Raw genomic sequence first — 16,476 nt, forward strand, 5'->3', positions numbered from 1 at the left:
TTGATCAGTAAAATAATAAAAATAACAGTTTCTAAAAACAGAATTAATTATACATAAGCCTGAAATGTTTTCAATCCTTCATCTCTTCATAATGGAAATAAATTAACTACCAGCGGGGCGACCAGACCGGATGGGAATCGGCATTGCCGCCACGGGAAACTTTTGTCTGGCCGGTGCCGTCACTTCTCATGATATAGATAGCCTCACGACCACCGCGCTTTGAGCTGAAAGCAAGATACCGACCATCGGACGACCAGCGAGCGTGCTCATTGCTCCCTTCGCGGGTGAGCTGGGTATCTCCGGAACCGTCAGGGTTTATCGAAAATATCTGGAACCCGCCATTCATCTGGCGGCAATAGGTAATCCGGTCTCCCCGTGGCGACCATCGTGGGCTCACATTATAGGCACCACTGGTGGTCAGTCGCCGGACGTTTTTGCCATCAGCCCCCATTATGAATATCTGCGGCTTGCCGAGCCGGTCCGAGACAAAAGCGATCTGCTGCCCATCCGGAGACCATGCCGGAGCAATGTCAATGGCATCGTTGGTTGTCAGCCGCGCCAACTGCTTCCCCTCTTTACTCAGGATATATATTTCCGCATTGCCGTCCTTGCTCATCGACAGCGCTATCCTGTTGCCATCCGGCGCAAAGGCACCAGTGATATTAGTGCCGCGAGCAGTAGTAACCTTGGCCTCTGCGCCACTGGAGAGCTCCCGACGATACAGGTCAGGATTCCCCTTCTTGTAGGAGGTGTAGATCAGTTCCCGGCCATTCGGGGAGAAATCTGGGTAAAGGTTGATCGAACCGTTCTTGGTGATCCGCTGGACGTTTTGACCGTCATAATCCATCAAATATATTTCCTTGTTCCCTGTTGCCGTGGAAACAAAGGCCAACTTTGAGGTAAACGGCCCGCGAATGCCGGTCATAGCCGACATGACATCGTCGGAAAAGGTGTGAACCACTCGTCTGAGATCTCTTTTGGAGCCGGTATAGCGCTTGGCGGCCAGCTCCTTTTCGGTGAGCACGTCATAAAGCCGGAACTCGATGGAGACGGCGTCCCCGGACACCACATAGCCGCTCTTGATCAGGAGATCGGTTCCGGCGTTCCGCCACGATGGCATATCGAACTCGCCAATCCTGATGCCGCTGCGCGACTCAGCAACCTTTGGCTCGCTAACCGCAAACGGCCCGGCAAAAGACATATCAAACCGGAAGACATCAATTATCGTCCGGCTGACCTCAGCATCGGCTGCTCCCGACAAGGCGGCGGGAGGGGCAATCGCCATCTGCAGCAGGCGGTTGCCGGGCGCAGAAACTTCAAGATAGCCCTGCTGACCGGAAAGATCGCGCGGGGCAACAAACAACACAAAAGAAAAAAGGAGCAGCAGCATTAGCCCGGCCCCAGCTTTGCAACGATCTGTTTTCACTGCTTACCTACTCCCTGGGCGGTAAAGATAAACCCGTATTCAAAGGTTCCGCCGCCGGGAGGGGGGCGAAAATCCTTTTCAGCCTTAACAATGGCGCGGTTTACGGAATCCTCGAAAAGCCGGTCACCGGTTGAGCTTTCGTTACGCCGCTTGATGACCTTACCATTTCTATCGATGGTCAACACGACAACGGTACGTGGTGACTTGTCCTGGTAGGCTATCGTGGTCTTAAAGGCATCGACCAGCCTTGACCGGATATAGCTGGCATAGTCGCTGCCTGCCTCGGTGCCGATGCCGCCCGGCATGCCCGCCTGACCTTTGCCCCGGCTGATAGCCTTTTTCCTGAGAGCTTCCATGGCAGCAGCCTCATGGCGCGCGTCTGTTGCACGTTCCAGCCTTGCCAAACGCTCTTCAAAGTCTTTTGAGCTTTCTTCTACAGGCTGTTTGGGCGAAAGTACCGGTTTGGCCCCTTTGGCAGCAGCCTTTGCCTTGCCGGTATCTTTTACCGGCAGCTTCATTTCCGGGGCGGCTGTCTTTACTGGTGGGGGAGGAGCGGGCTCATTGCCTTCTGCAGCAGGCGAGCCGTGCTGGGGGGATTCAACCGGCAGGTTCACCATGTCCACATAGTATACCGGCGCTTCCTTAAAAGACGCGGAAGGGAAAAAATGGAGCCAGACAAAAAGCCCGTAAATCGTAACATGAAGAAGAAGTGAAACGGGCAGGACCGTCAGCAGCCCATGATCACTTCGCTTTATAGGAGAAATCATTGCTTCTGAGCCGGCTCCGTGACCATCCCCAGCCGCTCGACACCAGCGCCTTTGATCTCGGCCATGGTCTTGACCACCTCTCCGTAAGGCACATCGCGGTCAGCCTTGAGGAAAACCTCTTTCTTGGTCTTGTTCACAAACATCGCCGACAGCTTGGTCTTCAATTCTCCCTGCGCGATCTCGACCTTGTCGATATAGATCCGGCCGCTCTTCTCGATCGAAACCACCACCGCTTCCTCCGGGGATTTGAGCGACTTGGTTTCCGCCTTGGGGAGATTGACCTGTACCCCCTGCTGCATCATCGGCGCGGTTACCATGAATATGACCAGCAGAACCAGCATGACGTCAACCAGCGGGGTGACGTTGATCTGCGACATTGTTCCGCGGTCGGAGTTCCTGTTCCCGATATCCATATGAAACCCCTATTTTTTCGCGAACGTGCGCTGGACGATGTTGAGAAATTCCGTGGAAAAATTGTCCATCTCGCCGATCAGAACCTTGATCTTGTTCTGAAAGTGATTGTAGCCCATTACCGCCGGGATGGCGGCAACCAGGCCGATAGCCGTGGCAATGAGCGCTTCGGCAATGCCCGGAGCAACAACGGCGAGCGACGCGGAACCGGTCTCACCGATCCCCTTGAAGGCTGTCATTATCCCCCATACCGTACCGAAAAGACCGATAAACGGGGCGGTCGAACCGGTAGTTGCCAGGAACGTCAGGTATTTCTCGAGCCGGGTGATCTCCGAAGTGGTTGCGCGGCGCAGGGCGCGGGCAATATTGTCGATGCCGCCAAGATCGGTGCTGACGCCACCTTCCGAGGCAACGGTGTCACCTTGCTCCATTAGTTTCTTCAGCTCCGAATATCCTTCACTGAAAAGGACTGTCAGGGGAGAATTGGCAAAGCGGTCCAGCTGCGAATTAATTGCATCGAACTTCTTGGTTTTCCAGAAAAAGTCCATGAATCGGTTGGATTCATTGTTGGCCCGATGGACCTGGAGCAGTTTGTAGAAGATGATGGCCCACGAGACCACTGAGAAATAGAGCAGGATGAAGAGGACTAATTTTACTACCAGTCCTGTGCCGGCGAAAAATGCCACGGTTGATACCCCCTAGTTAGTTTCCATCCGGAAGCCCGGATGAGAAAATAGCTGTTTCCGATTCGGAATGGAGGGATTTTTCGTCCTGGCAAGGAAATCAAGGGATTGCGCGGAGGCGTACTACTGTACGCCGCACAAGTAATCCCGAAGATTGACACCGCCAGGGCGGAAAAGAACCCTTTCCGGACGGAAACTAGTTAAACTGTCTGAGAACAATGGTGCATAAATATGCCTAACGACCTGGTTAGTCAACACGATTTTAATAGCATTGGGGCTTGCGGTCCCGGAAACAGGGTATCTGCTCGCGCCACTTATACATATCCTCGAAATCCAGATCGGCAATGATTGCTGCCGGCTCATAACCACCTTCGGCCATTACCACCCCTTTCGGGTCGATGATCATGCTCATGCCGAAGAAATCGAGCTTGCCGGTCATGCCGCAGCAGTTGGCGGCAACCACGAACAGCTGGTTCTCGATGGCTCGGGCGCGCAGCAATGTCCGCCAATGCTCTTCTCGCGGTTTTGGCCACTCACCCGGCACGACAATAATCTCGGCACCCTCCAGGGCCAGCCTCCGTGCCAGTTCCGGAAAGCGGAGGTCGTAACAGATAAACACGCCGATCCGCCCCACACTGGTATCCGCCACCAGCCATCGGTCGCCGCCGGTAAAGGAGCGGTCTTCATTCATCAGGGAAAAGAGATGTATCTTCCGGTATTTGCCGACCAGTTGCCCCTTGTCCATAAGGTACGCGGTGTTGCAGACCTTGTCGCCATCCGGCTCGGGCAAGCTCCCGACCAGCACCATATTGTATTCAGCGGACAACCGCCCCATCTCCTCAACCAGCTCGGGGGTCCGTTGCGCCAGCTCAGTCAGTTCCCGGTAGGCAAAGCCGCTGCTCCAGACCTCCGGCAACACGGCAAGCTGCACACCCTGGCCAGCCACAGCAGCCACCGCCTCCCTGACCCTGGTAACATTGGCATCGATATCGCCGAGTTGGATGTTTATCTGAATGGCAGCGGCGCGGATTGTTCCTGACATGCCAAACCTCCTTTGGAAATCAGTGCCCAGGCTCTTGCACAACATTGCAAGTTTACTGTCAAGCGCTGTGCATTTCAACCTGTTTTAACCTGTACTTTCACCCTGACAATGCCATATCATCATTGTCATGAATCTCTCCCTCTACCTCCATATCCCGTTTTGCCTCCGCAAATGCCTCTATTGCGACTTTGCTTCGCAGGACAACGCCACTGTCACCCATGAAGATTACATTGTCGCGGTGGTCCGCGAGATGGAGTCTCAAGCCAAAGACCTGCCTGAGCTTCCCAGGACCGAAACGGTTTATCTCGGCGGCGGCACGCCGTCATTGCTGGCCCCGCAGCTCATCAAACAGCTGGTTGCAACTGCAAACAGCCATTATCATCTGGTTGCTGAGGCCGAGATTACCCTGGAAGTTAACCCCGGCACCGTAACGGAAGAATCCCTGGCAGGATACCGTGCTGCCGGAATAAATAGACTGTCCATCGGCGTCCAGTCGCTGGATGATGTGATGCTGGCAATGCTCGGCCGAATTCACACGGCACAACAGGCGAGAGCAGCCGTAGAGATGGCTCGCAAGGCCGGGTTCAACAATATCGGCATCGACCTGATCCACTCACTCCCCGGCCAGACGCCCGCTCACTGGCAGCAGACCCTAAGAGAGGCTTTAGCGCTTGGCGCTGATCATCTCTCAATCTATGGCCTTACCATCGAGGAAGGGACCCCTTTTGCCCGAATGGAGGAGCAGGGAGAACTGCCTCTCCCCGACAACGACGAGTCAGCCGAAATGTTCGAGCAGGCCATATCGTTACTGGCATCTGCCGGATATGAGCATTATGAGGTAGCAAATTTTGCCCGACCGGGTCGCCGGTCCCGGCATAATCAGGTTTACTGGCGCAGGGGGAATTATCTGGGATTCGGGGCGGGTGCCCATTCTTTTCTGTGTAAGCCGGATTTCGGGAAACGCTGGAGCAACCCTCCCGGCATCGAGGAGTATTGCCTGTCATCTTCTTCCCCTAAATTCAGCGAAGCTGCTGAACACCTTACGCAACAGGATGCCATGGGCGAGGCCATGTTCCTCGGACTGAGAATGATCGAGGGAGTCGACCCGGAGGTATTCAGAACAGAATTCGGCATATCCATTATGGAAGCATTCCCCGGAGTTGTTGAACGGCATCTCGCCAATGGCCTGCTGCTTTTAAAAAACAGCCGCATCGCCCTCACTGCGCAAGGGGTTCTGCTGGCAAATCTAGTGTTCGCCGACTTCGCGTGATCCCCCTCTTTTTTCCTGAAAATACCTTGACAAAGGTGTTTTCGGTCATTACTTTATCAATCAAGGTTTAGCACTCCGGAACAGAGAGTGCTATTTTTTTCGGCGGACATATGCAGAGTGACCTGAACGACAGAAGCAAACAGATCCTGGAAGCGATTATTGAGGACTACATCCTTACGGCAGAGCCGGTAGGAAGCAGGACCATCACGCGTCGCCACCCGCTCGACCTGTCTCCGGCAACGGTCCGCAACGTCATGTCAGACCTGGAAGAGATGGGATACCTCACCTCACCACACACCTCGGCCGGTCGTGTCCCGACCGACAAGGCCTACCGGCTTTACGTCGATTCCCTGCTTGCTGTCCGCAGGGTAAGCCGCAACGAGCGGGAGGAGATCCGCCGCCGGTGCTCTATCGACGGGCGGGATATAGGATCGGTGCTGCGCGACACCAGCCGCATCTTGTCTTCAGTCTCCCACTACATGGGTGTTGTTGTGGCTCCCCGCTTTACAGCAGCGGTGCTGCAACAGATCGAGTTTGTCAAACTGTCGGGCAACCGGATTCTGGTCATTCTTGTTTCGCAGACCGGCTCCGTACAAAACAAAATCATTGAATCCGACGAACTGGTTAATCCTGCTGACCTCGAACGAATGAATAACTATCTCAACGGGATGTTGCAGGGTTTGACGATCTCCCAGGTAAAGAGTCGCCTGATCCTCGAAATGCAGGACGAAAAAACCAGGTATGACCGGCTGATGTCCCAGGCCATTGCTCTGTCTCAGAAGACCATGGGGGATTCAGATTCTGAAATATTCCTGGAGGGCCAGACCAACATCATGGAACTCCCCGAGTTTGCCGATATCGGCAAAATGAAGGAGATGTTCCGCACCTTTGAGGAAAAGAATCATCTGGTAGGCCTGCTGGATCGGTGCATGGATGCCGAGGGATTCAATATTTTCATAGGCGCCGAGTCACGTCTCTCGCAGATGGCCGGCATCAGCGTCATTACCTCCACCTATCGCACCGGCAGAAACTCCCTGGGAGTTCTGGGGGTTATCGGCCCCACCAGAATGGGATACGCCAAGGTAATCCCAGTTGTTGACTATACGGCAAAACTTGTAAGCCGCCTGCTCGATGGCGACCGATAATGTCTCAAGGAGTTGATCAACGTGGACAAGAAAAAGCACAAGGATAATAAGGCCGAAGAGGCCAATGAAACATCTCAGCACGCATCTGAAAAAAACCCGGCCGAGGCTGGTGATGACCGCCTGGTAGAGCTGGAAAAGGCCCTGGCAGAGAAAGAGGCGGAGTGTGCCGCCAACTGGGACAAATTCGTTCGCGAACGGGCGGATCTTGAAAACTACCGGAAGCGGGTCCAGAAAGAAAAGGAAGAAATCCAGAAGTACGGCAACGAATCGCTGATAATGGAGATTCTGCCGGCAGTGGACAATATGGAACGGGCACTGGCCCATACTGCTGACGACACTCAGGACCCGATCATCACCGGCGTTAAAATGACCCTGGACATGCTGCTGGGCTCTCTGCGCAAATTCGGCGTTGTCGCTTTGGAGACAGCCCCTGGCACGCCGTTTGACTCGGCCCTGCACCAGGCAATGTCACAAGTGGAAAAAGCAGGGCAGGAACCGAATACCATTGTGGACATCTTCCAGAAGGGCTACCTGCTGAACGAGCGGCTGCTCCGACCGGCAATGGTGACTGTTGCAAAATAACTCTAGGCTGCTCTTGATTTCTGGATATTAATACATAGTTTAAGCATAGAACCCGAATGGGAATAATGAAGGAGGAACACGATGAGCAAGGTAATAGGAATAGACCTCGGGACCACCAACTCCTGTGTCGCAATCATGGAGGGGGGAGAACCGGTTGTCATAGCCAACTCCGAAGGGAGCCGGACCACACCTTCCATGGTAGGCGTAGCTGAAAACGGCGAGCGTCTGGTAGGACAGCAGGCGAAACGCCAAGCCGTTACCAACCCTGAAAACACCCTGTTCGCCATCAAGCGCTTGATCGGGCGCAAGTTCGATTCCGAGGCAGTGCGTAAGGATATCGCCATCTCGCCGTTCAAGATCGTCAAAGCCGACAATGGTGATGCCTGGGTTGAGGCCCGCGGCCAGAAGTTCTCGCCGCCGGAGATATCTGCCATAGTTCTGCAGAAAATGAAGAAGACTGCTGAGGACTATTTGGGTGAGACGGTTACCGATGCCGTCATCACCGTGCCTGCCTACTTTGACGACTCCCAGCGGCAGGCAACCAAGGACGCCGGCAAGATTGCCGGTCTCAACGTTCTCAGGATCATCAACGAGCCGACTGCTGCCGCTCTTGCCTATGGTCTGGACAAGAAGAAGGATGAAAAAATCGCAGTATTCGACCTCGGCGGCGGCACCTTCGACATCTCGATCCTCGAACTGGGCGACGGCGTATTCGAGGTCAAGTCCACCAACGGCGACACCTTCCTCGGTGGTGAAGATTTCGACCAGAAAATCATCGACTGGATTGCCGACGAGTTCAAAAAAGAGCAGGGCTTTGACCTCAGGAACGATAAAATGGCGCTCCAGCGCCTCAAAGAGGCGGCTGAGAAGGCTAAATGCGAGCTGTCCGGCTCCATGGAAACCGACATCAATCTGCCGTTCATCACTGCCGACGCCAGCGGGCCGAAACATCTCAACCTGAAGCTGTCCAGGGCAAAACTGGAAGCACTTTGCGCTGACCTGCTCGACAAGCTGGAAGGCCCATGCCGCACCGCTCTCAAGGATGCCGGGCTGTCAGCCTCTGAAATCGACGAGGTTATTCTGGTTGGCGGGATGATCCGGATGCCTGCCGTACAGAAGCGAGTCCAGGATATCTTTGGCAAGGCCCCGAACAAAGGGGTGAACCCGGATGAGGTTGTTGCCATCGGCGCAGCGATCCAGGGTGGCGTGCTCAAAGGGGATGTAAAGGATGTGCTGCTGCTTGACGTAACACCGCTTTCTTTGGGGATTGAGACCCTTGGCGGGGTTATGACCAGGCTGATCGAGAAGAACACCACTATCCCCTGCAGAAAGAGCCAGGTGTTTTCTACTGCAGCGGACAACCAGCCCGCAGTTACCATCCATGTTCTTCAAGGCGAACGGGAAATGGCCTCCACCAATAAGACCCTCGGCAATTTCGAGCTGACCGGCATCCCGCCGGCACCGAGAGGAGTACCGCAGATTGAGGTCACCTTCGACATCGATGCCAACGGTATCGTTCATGTCTCGGCCAAGGATCTGGGCACCGGCAAGGAACAGTCGATCAGGATTACCGCATCTTCAGGTCTTTCCAAAGACGAGATTGACAGAATGGTCAAGGAAGCTGAGGCCCATTCGGCAGAGGACAAGAAGAAACGTGAGCTGATTGAGGCGAAGAACCATGCCGACAGCCTGGTCTACAGCACCGAAAAGTCCCTGAGTGAGCACGGCGACAAGATCGGCGCTGACGACAAAGCGAAGATCGAGTCTGGCGTTGCTGCTCTCAAAAAAGCCATGGAAGGTGAAGATGCCGAAGCCATCAAAAAAGCGAGCGACGAACTGATGCAGTCCGCCCACAAGTTGGCTGAAGCGGTTTACGCACAGGCCCAGGCCGCCCAGCAGCAGTCAGACGGGGAGCCACAAGGTGCCGATGCCGCCTCCGGCGCTGCCCCTAAAGGCGAGAAAGTAGTAGATGCCGATTTTGAAGAGGTAAAGGACGACAAGAAGTAATGGCGCCATTACAGCGCCACTCTGTACAATATTAACAATTTTTCCAAGCAGCAGGCAGTGGCCGGATTCCGGCCTCTGCCTCTTTGCGTTCCTAAGGGGTAGATTTTGGCCAACGGTGAAAAACGAGATTATTACGAGATTCTTGAAGTCCATAAGAATGCCTCTGAAACCGAGATCAAGAAGGCGTACCGCAAGCTTGCCATCCAGTTTCACCCGGATAAGAACCAAGGGGACAAGGCATCTGAAGACAAGTTCAAAGAGGTAAGCGAAGCTTACGAAATCCTCTCCGACCCGGAAAAAAGGGCGCAGTACGACCGCTTCGGTCATGCTGGTGTCAGCGGCAACAACTTCGGTGGCGCCGGCGGCTTCGGCTTCGGGGCCGGCACTCCGTTTGGCGATATCTTTTCCGACATCTTCGGCGACGTCTTCGGTGGCGGTGGGGCCAGACAGCGCGGCCGGGGACGACGTGGCGACGACCTTCAGTACACTCTTGATATCAGCTTTGAAGATGCAGCCAACGGCCTGGAAACAAAGATCGATGTCCCTTACGCCAAACGGTGCGATACCTGCGGCGGCTCCGGCGCAAAACCAGGCACCGAGCCGAAAACCTGTCCGACATGTCGTGGCGCAGGCCAGGTTCGCTTCCAGCAGGGTTTCTTCAGCGTCAGCAGGACCTGCAGCCATTGCAACGGCGAAGGCAAGATTCTCGACAACCCTTGTGGCACCTGTCGTGGCTCCGGCAGCGTCAAGGACACCAAGACCCTTTCCGTCAAGGTACCTCCCGGTGTAGAGACCGGCAACCGCCTGAAACTCACCAACGAAGGCGGCCAGGGAACCAAGGGGGGCGGCAATGGTGATCTTTACGTCCTGATCAATGTTCGCGAACATCCGATATTTTCCCGCGAGGGGAATGATGTTATCTGCGAAACCCCGATCAGTTTCACCCAGGCGGCCCTTGGCGCAGAAATCCAGATCCCGACCCTGGATGGCAAGGTTTCGCTCAAGATTCCCGAAGGTACCCAATCCGGTAAGATCTTCCGGCTCAGAGGCAAGGGTATCCCGGTGCTCCAGGGTTATGGCCGGGGCGATCAGCTCGTCGTGGTCAGGGTGGAAACACCGACCAACCTGAACCGGCAGCAGCGCGAGCTGCTGGAGGAGTTTGCCCGGATCAGCAGCGAAGATGTGCATCCCATGGGGAAGAGCTTTCTTGACAAGGTCATGGACATGTTCAAGTGACCGTTTTCCCGGCAAAAATCATCAGCGCCGTGCTGCTGGCCACGATCCTGATCACTGAGCCGGCAACTGCAGCAAGCCATGCAGCGCAAACAACCCTGCTGAGGAACCGTGAGTTTGCCGAAGCGCTGACAGAAGGGATTCGCACCGCCAGGAAAAGCATTTATCTTTCCTTCTTTCTCTTCAAGGCAACCACCGCACGGAACAACCTGCCGCGGCAGATTGCCGAGGAGCTGGTGCGCGCCCAAAAGCGGGGTGTTAATGTCACGGTCTTGCTGGAACGCCCCTCTAAAGAACGCTCCCCTGCAGGAGGCGACTCACTTTACAACGATAACCGGCAGACCGCGGACCTGCTGTCCCGCGGCGGGGTAAAGGTATTTTTCGACTCGCCGTCAGTAACGACACACACCAAGGTTGCTGTCATTGACGGTCACCTGGTTTTTATCGGAAGCCACAACCTCTCCCAGAGCGCTTTGCAGCATAACAACGAGCTCTCGGTCCTGCTCGACTCACCGGAGCTGGCAGCAGAGGTCAAGGCTTACTTGGACAGGCTCTGATCGTTGCATTCTGCACCAAATCAAGTACAATAGCCCCGTCGCCCTTACTGTGAAAGGACCACTATGCGCCTGAAAGACGAGCAGATCCACCGGCTGGCGGAAAAGGTCATTACCGACCTGTCAACAGCCGGCCTGATAAAGCTGAAGTCCGAACGAGGCGCTGCCCTCAATGCCGTTAAAAATGCGATAACTGCGGACCTCAAGGCAGAGGAAGCTCTGGAACGCGATGCAGAAAACCTGCTTGACCAGACCCTTCGCTCCATGGGAAGCGGTGCTGCAAGCATAGACCGGCACAAGATGTTCAGAATGATCAAGGAAAAACTGGCCAAAGAACGGAAAATTGTCCTATGAGAGCGAGCGAAGACCGAATTTCCCATATAGCCCACAAGATTCAGGACAAGCTGTGGGGTGACGACCTGGCCGACTTCCCCGATGAAGGGCGAGCGCTGTCGGCAATCAAGCAGTCCATTGCCAGTTACTTTGCCATTGCCGACGAAATAGATGAGGCGGTCAGGAGCAAGCTCTCCTCCTATTCCCAGGCAAAAGTACCCGGCAGCCGCGATTGGGAAGTGCTCTACAACAAATTTTTCCAGGAAGAGGCGGCCAAGCGTAAATGGTGATGAAAAGCCTGATGATTGCATTCAAGTTGGCCTTACTGTCCGGGATGCTGCTGACTGTCCTGTTGCTTCAAGGTTGTGGGCCTGCTGCCCAAGTTGCCGTTAAGCCAGACTTTAAGCCACCGGCAGAACTGGATATCATCTACGTGGTCCCCTTCTCAAGCACTCTTGTCCCTGACGAGGTCAAGGAAACGGCATTTAACGACCTGGTCGATATCCTGAACGAGAACCGGAAAAAGGTCGGAGTCCAGCAGTTCGAGATCATCAAGGGCGAACTGAAGGACCAAGACGCAACATGGCTGGCTAAACAGCTTTACATTTCCGGAGAGTTCTGGAGCTATATAGAAAACGCCGGCTGCTGCAACACCGAACTGCGCATCCGCGCCAGGGTCGGCCTTACCGAGCCAGGCAAAACTGTCCCCACCTTCGAGGTAACACTCCCGCTGGAAAGCTTTTTCGATCATGACCGCTCCACCCTGGAAAAAGAGAAGATCCTGCTCGCCAAGCGCCTGGCACGGGAACTTGCCATCCTCATCATCCCCCCCCTTGCCGAAAGAAGATAATTTTTTTGATTAGAGGCTTGATTTTTAGGGGAGCGGTGTTTATATTGAATTCACCATTAGCACTCAACGCAACTGAGTGCTAATTTTTTTCCCGAAAAAACTATTTACTTCACTAGAGGAAAGGAGAAGCACAGCATGAAACTCAGACCATTGCAGGACCGTATCATCGTAAAGAGACTCGAAGAAGAGAGCAAGACAGCAGGCGGTATCTTTATTCCGGAAACAGCAAAAGAGAAGCCGCAGAAGGGCGAAGTAGTCGCCGTTGGCAATGGCAAGAAAACCGAAGACGGAAAGATCATTCCGGTTGATGTCAAGACTGGCGACAAAGTACTTTTCGGCAAGTATGCCGGCACCGAAATCAAGGTTGATGGCGAAGAATTCCTGATTATGCGCGAAGACGATATTCTCGGCATCATGGAGTAATAGCGGCATAGCTGTCACAGTTTACGAAAATAATTATCGATCCAAGGAGGATACATTTCATGGGAGCAAAGATTATCAAGTTTGATCAGGAAGGTCGCAACGCGATCCTCAAAGGGGTAAACACCCTTGCTGACGCAGTAAAAGTTACTCTCGGACCGAAAGGCCGCAACGTAATCATCGATAAATCATTCGGTTCGCCCCTCATCACCAAGGACGGCGTAACTGTTGCCAAAGAGATCGAACTCGAAGACAAGTTCGAGAACATGGGCGCACAGCTCGTCAAGGAAGTTGCATCAAAAACCTCCGACGTTGCCGGTGACGGCACCACTACTGCTACTGTTCTGGCCCAGGCTATTTACCGCCAGGGTTCCAAGTTGGTTGCTGCCGGTCACAACCCGATGGAGATCAAGCGCGGCATCGACAAGGCCGTTGAGACACTCGTTGCCGAACTCCAGAAGCTCTCCAAGCCGATCAAGGACCACAAGGAAATTGCTCAGGTAGGCACCATCTCTGCCAACAACGACAAGACCATCGGCGATATCATTGCCGAGGCAATGGAAAAAGTTGGCAAAGAAGGCGTAATCACCGTTGAAGAAGCCAAGGCAATGGAAACCAGCCTCGAAACCGTTGAAGGGATGCAGTTCGACCGCGGTTACCTCTCTCCTTACTTTGTGACCGATCCCGAGCGTATGGAAGTAAACCTCGAAAACGCCAACATCCTGATCCACGACAAGAAGATCTCCAGCATGAAAGACCTGCTCCCGGTTCTTGAGCAGACCGCCAAATCCGGCCGTCCGCTGTTGATCATTGCCGAAGACATCGAAGGCGAGGCGCTTGCAACTCTCGTTGTCAACAAGCTCCGCGGCGTACTCAACATCTGCGCTGTCAAGGCCCCTGGCTTCGGCGACCGTCGCAAGGCAATGCTCGAAGACATCGCTGTTCTTACCGGCGGCACCGTAATTTCCGAAGAACTCGGCTTCAAGCTTGAGCAGACCACTTTCGACCAGCTCGGCACTGCCAAGCGGATCACCATCGACAAAGACAACACCACCATCATCGACGGCGCAGGCAAGGAAGCTGACATTGCCGGTCGCGTCAAGCAGATCCGCGCCCAGATCGAAGAGACCAGCAGCGACTACGATCGTGAGAAGCTCCAGGAGCGTCTCGCCAAGCTCGTTGGCGGCGTTGCCGTAATCAAAGTCGGTGCTGCTACTGAGACCGAAATGAAAGAGAAGAAAGCCCGCGTGGAAGACGCACTCCACGCTACCCGCGCTGCAGTCGACGAAGGGATCGTCCCTGGCGGCGGCGTTGCTTACATCCGCGCCATGAGCGTACTGGACGGCCTCAGCCTTCCGACCGAGCAGCAGTTCGGCGTTAATGTCATCAAGCGCACCCTTGAGGAGCCAATCCGTCAGATCGCCCAGAACGCCGGCGTAGACGGTTCCATCGTTGTTGACAAGGTCAAGAACGGCAAGGACGCCTTCGGCTACAACGCTGCAGAAGACGAGTACACCGACATGATCCAGGCCGGCATCATCGACCCGACCAAGGTATCTCGTTGCGCTCTCCAGAACGCTGCTTCAGTGGCAGGCCTCATGCTGACCACCGAGGCGATGATTGCCGAGAAGCCGAGAGACGAGTCGGCAATGCCTGCAATGCCGGGTGGGATGGGCGGCATGGGTGGCATGGGCGGCATGATGTAACAACGGAACGGTTCTTTTGCGCCCTGGCGGCGTAAGTCTGCGGTCTCATTTGTGCGGCGTAGCGATGCTACGCCTCCGCATGATCCCTTAACAGCCTTGCCAGGACACAAAATTCCTCGTCTCAGATAACAAAAAAAGGGAGCTGACAGTAATGTCAGCTCCCTTTTTTTGTTCTGCTGGTTCCTTACGAGCGTGCGCTTTTTTCGCTAGCTCAAGGCTGTTACATCTCCACCCTGGTGACAACCCCCTGCAGCTTGCTGGCTGGCAGTTTGTTGAACTGCACGAAGTTGGGGGTGACCTTTTTGATGAAGGAGAACAGTCGCCAGAAGATGTTATTGGTGGCGATATCCTCGACCCCGTAGAAAATGACCTTTTCCTGAATGCCGTTGTCCTTGAGCAGCGTTTCGATATCGATCCGCTCCATGTAGCCGGCCTTGATATCGAAGGAGTCCAGGCCAGTGCTTATCTTCTCGTTCATGCAGGTGAAAATGCCGAACGGCTCGTCGGTGCGGACAATGGAGATAAAGACATTGCGCTCGTAGATGATATTGCTCCGGATGATGCAGTGCACCACGTAAGGCGGCACCACCGGGGTCTCCCTGGTGAAGAACAGCCCGGTCCCCGGAATGTTCTTGTCCTTGGCATAGATCTGGTTGTAAGCGAGCAGGAAGGTTTCCAGGTCGAGCGGCTTCAGCGAGCGGTACAGCGCCCGCTGGCCGCGGGTCCAGACCATGATCACGGCAAACGGGATGGCAGCGAGAATCAACGACCAGTAACCGCCATGAGGGAGCTTGTTCAGGTTGGAGATCAGGAAGATCGTGTCAATGAGGGTCACGAACAGCGCGATCGGCACCTTCCACTTCTTGGTAGTGTGGGAGAAGATCATGACCATCATGATGCCGGTAATGGTCATGGTGCCGGTGACCGCAAGGCCGTAGGCCGCCGCCAGGTTCTCTGACTTCCTGAACACCAGCATGATCATGATCACCAGCGCCAGCAGCAGCCAGTTGACCGAGCCGATGTAAATCTGCGACTTAAGGTGACTGGAGGTGTAATCGACCTTCAGCAGCGGCATGATCCGCGTGGTAATCCCCTGGTAAACTATGGAAAAGACGCCGCTGATCAGCGCCTGCGAGGCAATGACCGTTGCCGAAACCGTGAGCAGCAAAAACGGGATATAGAGCATCGGCGCTTCCCAGCGGATCATGCCAAACAGGATATTCTTGGCATCAGGGTGGTGCAATATATAGGCGCCCTGGCCCAGGTAGTTGACCAGCAGGGCGATGAACACAAAATACCAGGCGCGGATGATCGGCTTGCGCCCCAGGTGGCCCATGTCGGCGTAAAGTGCCTCGCCGCCGGTGGCGCAGAGAATAACCTCAGAGAGTATAAAAAACCCGGCCATGCCATTGGTTGCCAGAAAATTAATCGCATACCATGGGCTGACCGCTTTCAAAACCTCTGGTGCAGAAGCAATGGCTATCCCGCCAGAAATCGTCAGCGACGCAAACCAAATGACCATCAGCGGGCCAAATGCCCTGGCAACCTTATCAGTCCCCTTGAACTGAAAGATAAAGAGCCCGACGGCGATAATCGCGGCAATCAGGATCAGTACCCCTTGGGGCGTATGCTCAAGCCCTGGGATCAGTTCCAGACCCTCGACCGCGGAGAGAATAGATATGGCCGGGGTGATGACGCCATCACCCAGCAGCAGGGAAACTCCGAGAAAGGAGAGGAACCCGACAAAAACAATCTGCCGTCCCGGTTTGAGCAGTTTGGCAAGGATTTCCTTGAGTACAATGGTGCCGCCTTCGCCCTTGCGCCCCAGACTCATGGCGAGCCAGGCATACTCGACGGTTACCAGAATAATCAGGGTCCAGACAATGAGGGAGAGAATACCGAAGATATGATCCGGCGTAGGTTTGGTGAGGGTCATAATAACAGTGAGGGTATATATGGGACTGGTGCCGATGTCGCCGAAAACCAGCCCCATCGACTTAACGATGCCACCCCAGTATGAGTCCTGCTCGCCATGCTTCATCACTAC

The 16,476-nt window shown here is 54.7% G+C and carries 17 protein-coding genes; 11 read left to right on the forward strand and 6 right to left on the reverse strand.

Features of this window, described 5'->3' with window-relative positions:
* Nucleotides 1-106: 106 nt before the first annotated feature.
* The 5 genes from tolB to KI809_RS12015 all read right to left on the reverse strand — a co-directional run bounded on the left by tolB (nucleotide 107) and on the right by KI809_RS12015 (nucleotide 4,329).
* The gene (tolB, locus tag KI809_RS11995; RefSeq protein WP_214171863.1) at nucleotides 107-1,390 is read right to left on the reverse strand and encodes a Tol-Pal system beta propeller repeat protein TolB; all 1,284 of its coding nucleotides are present in this window, start codon (nucleotides 1,388-1,390) and stop codon (nucleotides 107-109) included.
* A 32-nt stretch (nucleotides 1,391-1,422) separates the two neighbouring features.
* Complete coding sequence (locus KI809_RS12000) at nucleotides 1,423-2,193, reverse strand: TonB C-terminal domain-containing protein (protein ID WP_214171790.1); 771 nt, start codon at nucleotides 2,191-2,193, stop codon at nucleotides 1,423-1,425.
* Entirely contained in the window at nucleotides 2,190-2,606 is a 417-nt protein-coding gene (tolR, locus tag KI809_RS12005; protein ID WP_214171791.1) for a protein TolR, read from the reverse strand. The genes KI809_RS12000 and tolR overlap by 4 nt, the downstream gene beginning before the upstream one ends.
* Before the next feature lie 9 nt (nucleotides 2,607-2,615).
* Nucleotides 2,616-3,290, reverse strand: coding sequence for a protein TolQ (gene tolQ, locus KI809_RS12010; protein ID WP_214171792.1), 675 nt, complete (start codon nucleotides 3,288-3,290; stop codon nucleotides 2,616-2,618).
* A gap of 259 nt (nucleotides 3,291-3,549) precedes the next feature.
* A complete protein-coding gene (locus KI809_RS12015; RefSeq protein ID WP_214171793.1) occupies nucleotides 3,550-4,329 on the reverse strand; it encodes a carbon-nitrogen family hydrolase in 780 nt (259 codons plus the stop codon).
* Nucleotides 4,330-4,456: 127 nt separating this feature from the next.
* On the opposite strand from KI809_RS12015, the gene hemW reads away from it, so the two are divergent.
* The 11 genes from hemW (at nucleotide 4,457) to groL (ending at nucleotide 14,429) form a co-directional block, all read left to right on the forward strand.
* Nucleotides 4,457-5,599 (forward strand): radical SAM family heme chaperone HemW, encoded by a 1,143-nt coding sequence (hemW, locus tag KI809_RS12020; RefSeq protein ID WP_214171794.1) that lies wholly within the window; start codon nucleotides 4,457-4,459, stop codon nucleotides 5,597-5,599.
* A 110-nt stretch (nucleotides 5,600-5,709) separates the two neighbouring features.
* Nucleotides 5,710-6,744 carry a heat-inducible transcriptional repressor HrcA gene (gene hrcA / locus KI809_RS12025; RefSeq protein WP_214171795.1) on the forward strand — a complete coding sequence of 345 codons (1,035 nt, stop codon included), beginning with the start codon at nucleotides 5,710-5,712 and terminating at the stop codon, nucleotides 6,742-6,744.
* 21 nt (nucleotides 6,745-6,765) lie between these two features.
* Complete coding sequence (grpE, locus tag KI809_RS12030) at nucleotides 6,766-7,326, forward strand: nucleotide exchange factor GrpE (protein WP_214171796.1); 561 nt, start codon at nucleotides 6,766-6,768, stop codon at nucleotides 7,324-7,326.
* An 81-nt stretch (nucleotides 7,327-7,407) separates the two neighbouring features.
* Complete coding sequence (gene dnaK / locus KI809_RS12035; RefSeq protein ID WP_214171797.1) at nucleotides 7,408-9,333, forward strand: molecular chaperone DnaK; 1,926 nt, start codon at nucleotides 7,408-7,410, stop codon at nucleotides 9,331-9,333.
* A gap of 105 nt (nucleotides 9,334-9,438) precedes the next feature.
* Nucleotides 9,439-10,569 (forward strand): molecular chaperone DnaJ, encoded by a 1,131-nt coding sequence (dnaJ, locus tag KI809_RS12040; protein WP_214171798.1) that lies wholly within the window; start codon nucleotides 9,439-9,441, stop codon nucleotides 10,567-10,569.
* Entirely contained in the window at nucleotides 10,566-11,123 is a 558-nt protein-coding gene (locus KI809_RS12045; protein WP_337833312.1) for a phospholipase D-like domain-containing protein, read from the forward strand. Before dnaJ ends, KI809_RS12045 begins: the two co-directional genes overlap by 4 nt.
* Before the next feature lie 63 nt (nucleotides 11,124-11,186).
* A complete protein-coding gene (locus KI809_RS20740; protein WP_214171799.1) occupies nucleotides 11,187-11,474 on the forward strand; it encodes a DUF507 family protein in 288 nt (95 codons plus the stop codon).
* On the forward strand, nucleotides 11,471-11,743 hold the full coding sequence (locus KI809_RS20745; RefSeq protein ID WP_214171800.1) for a DUF507 family protein: 273 nt from the start codon (nucleotides 11,471-11,473) through the stop codon (nucleotides 11,741-11,743). Before KI809_RS20740 ends, KI809_RS20745 begins: the two co-directional genes overlap by 4 nt.
* Nucleotides 11,737-12,303, forward strand: coding sequence for a hypothetical protein (locus KI809_RS12060; protein ID WP_246559368.1), 567 nt, complete (start codon nucleotides 11,737-11,739; stop codon nucleotides 12,301-12,303). Before KI809_RS20745 ends, KI809_RS12060 begins: the two co-directional genes overlap by 7 nt.
* Before the next feature lie 135 nt (nucleotides 12,304-12,438).
* Complete coding sequence (gene groES, locus KI809_RS12065) at nucleotides 12,439-12,726, forward strand: co-chaperone GroES (protein ID WP_214171801.1); 288 nt, start codon at nucleotides 12,439-12,441, stop codon at nucleotides 12,724-12,726.
* A gap of 59 nt (nucleotides 12,727-12,785) precedes the next feature.
* Entirely contained in the window at nucleotides 12,786-14,429 is a 1,644-nt protein-coding gene (gene groL, locus KI809_RS12070; RefSeq protein WP_214171802.1) for a chaperonin GroEL, read from the forward strand.
* Between the two features lie 220 nt (nucleotides 14,430-14,649).
* Here groL and KI809_RS12075 read toward each other — a convergent pair whose 3' ends face one another.
* Nucleotides 14,650-16,470, reverse strand: coding sequence for a KUP/HAK/KT family potassium transporter (locus KI809_RS12075; protein ID WP_214171803.1), 1,821 nt, complete (start codon nucleotides 16,468-16,470; stop codon nucleotides 14,650-14,652).
* Nucleotides 16,471-16,476 lie beyond the last annotated feature (6 nt).

Origin of the sequence: Geoanaerobacter pelophilus, assembly GCF_018476885.1 — a bacterium.
GTDB classification, from domain to species: domain Bacteria; phylum Desulfobacterota; class Desulfuromonadia; order Geobacterales; family DSM-12255; genus Geoanaerobacter; species Geoanaerobacter pelophilus.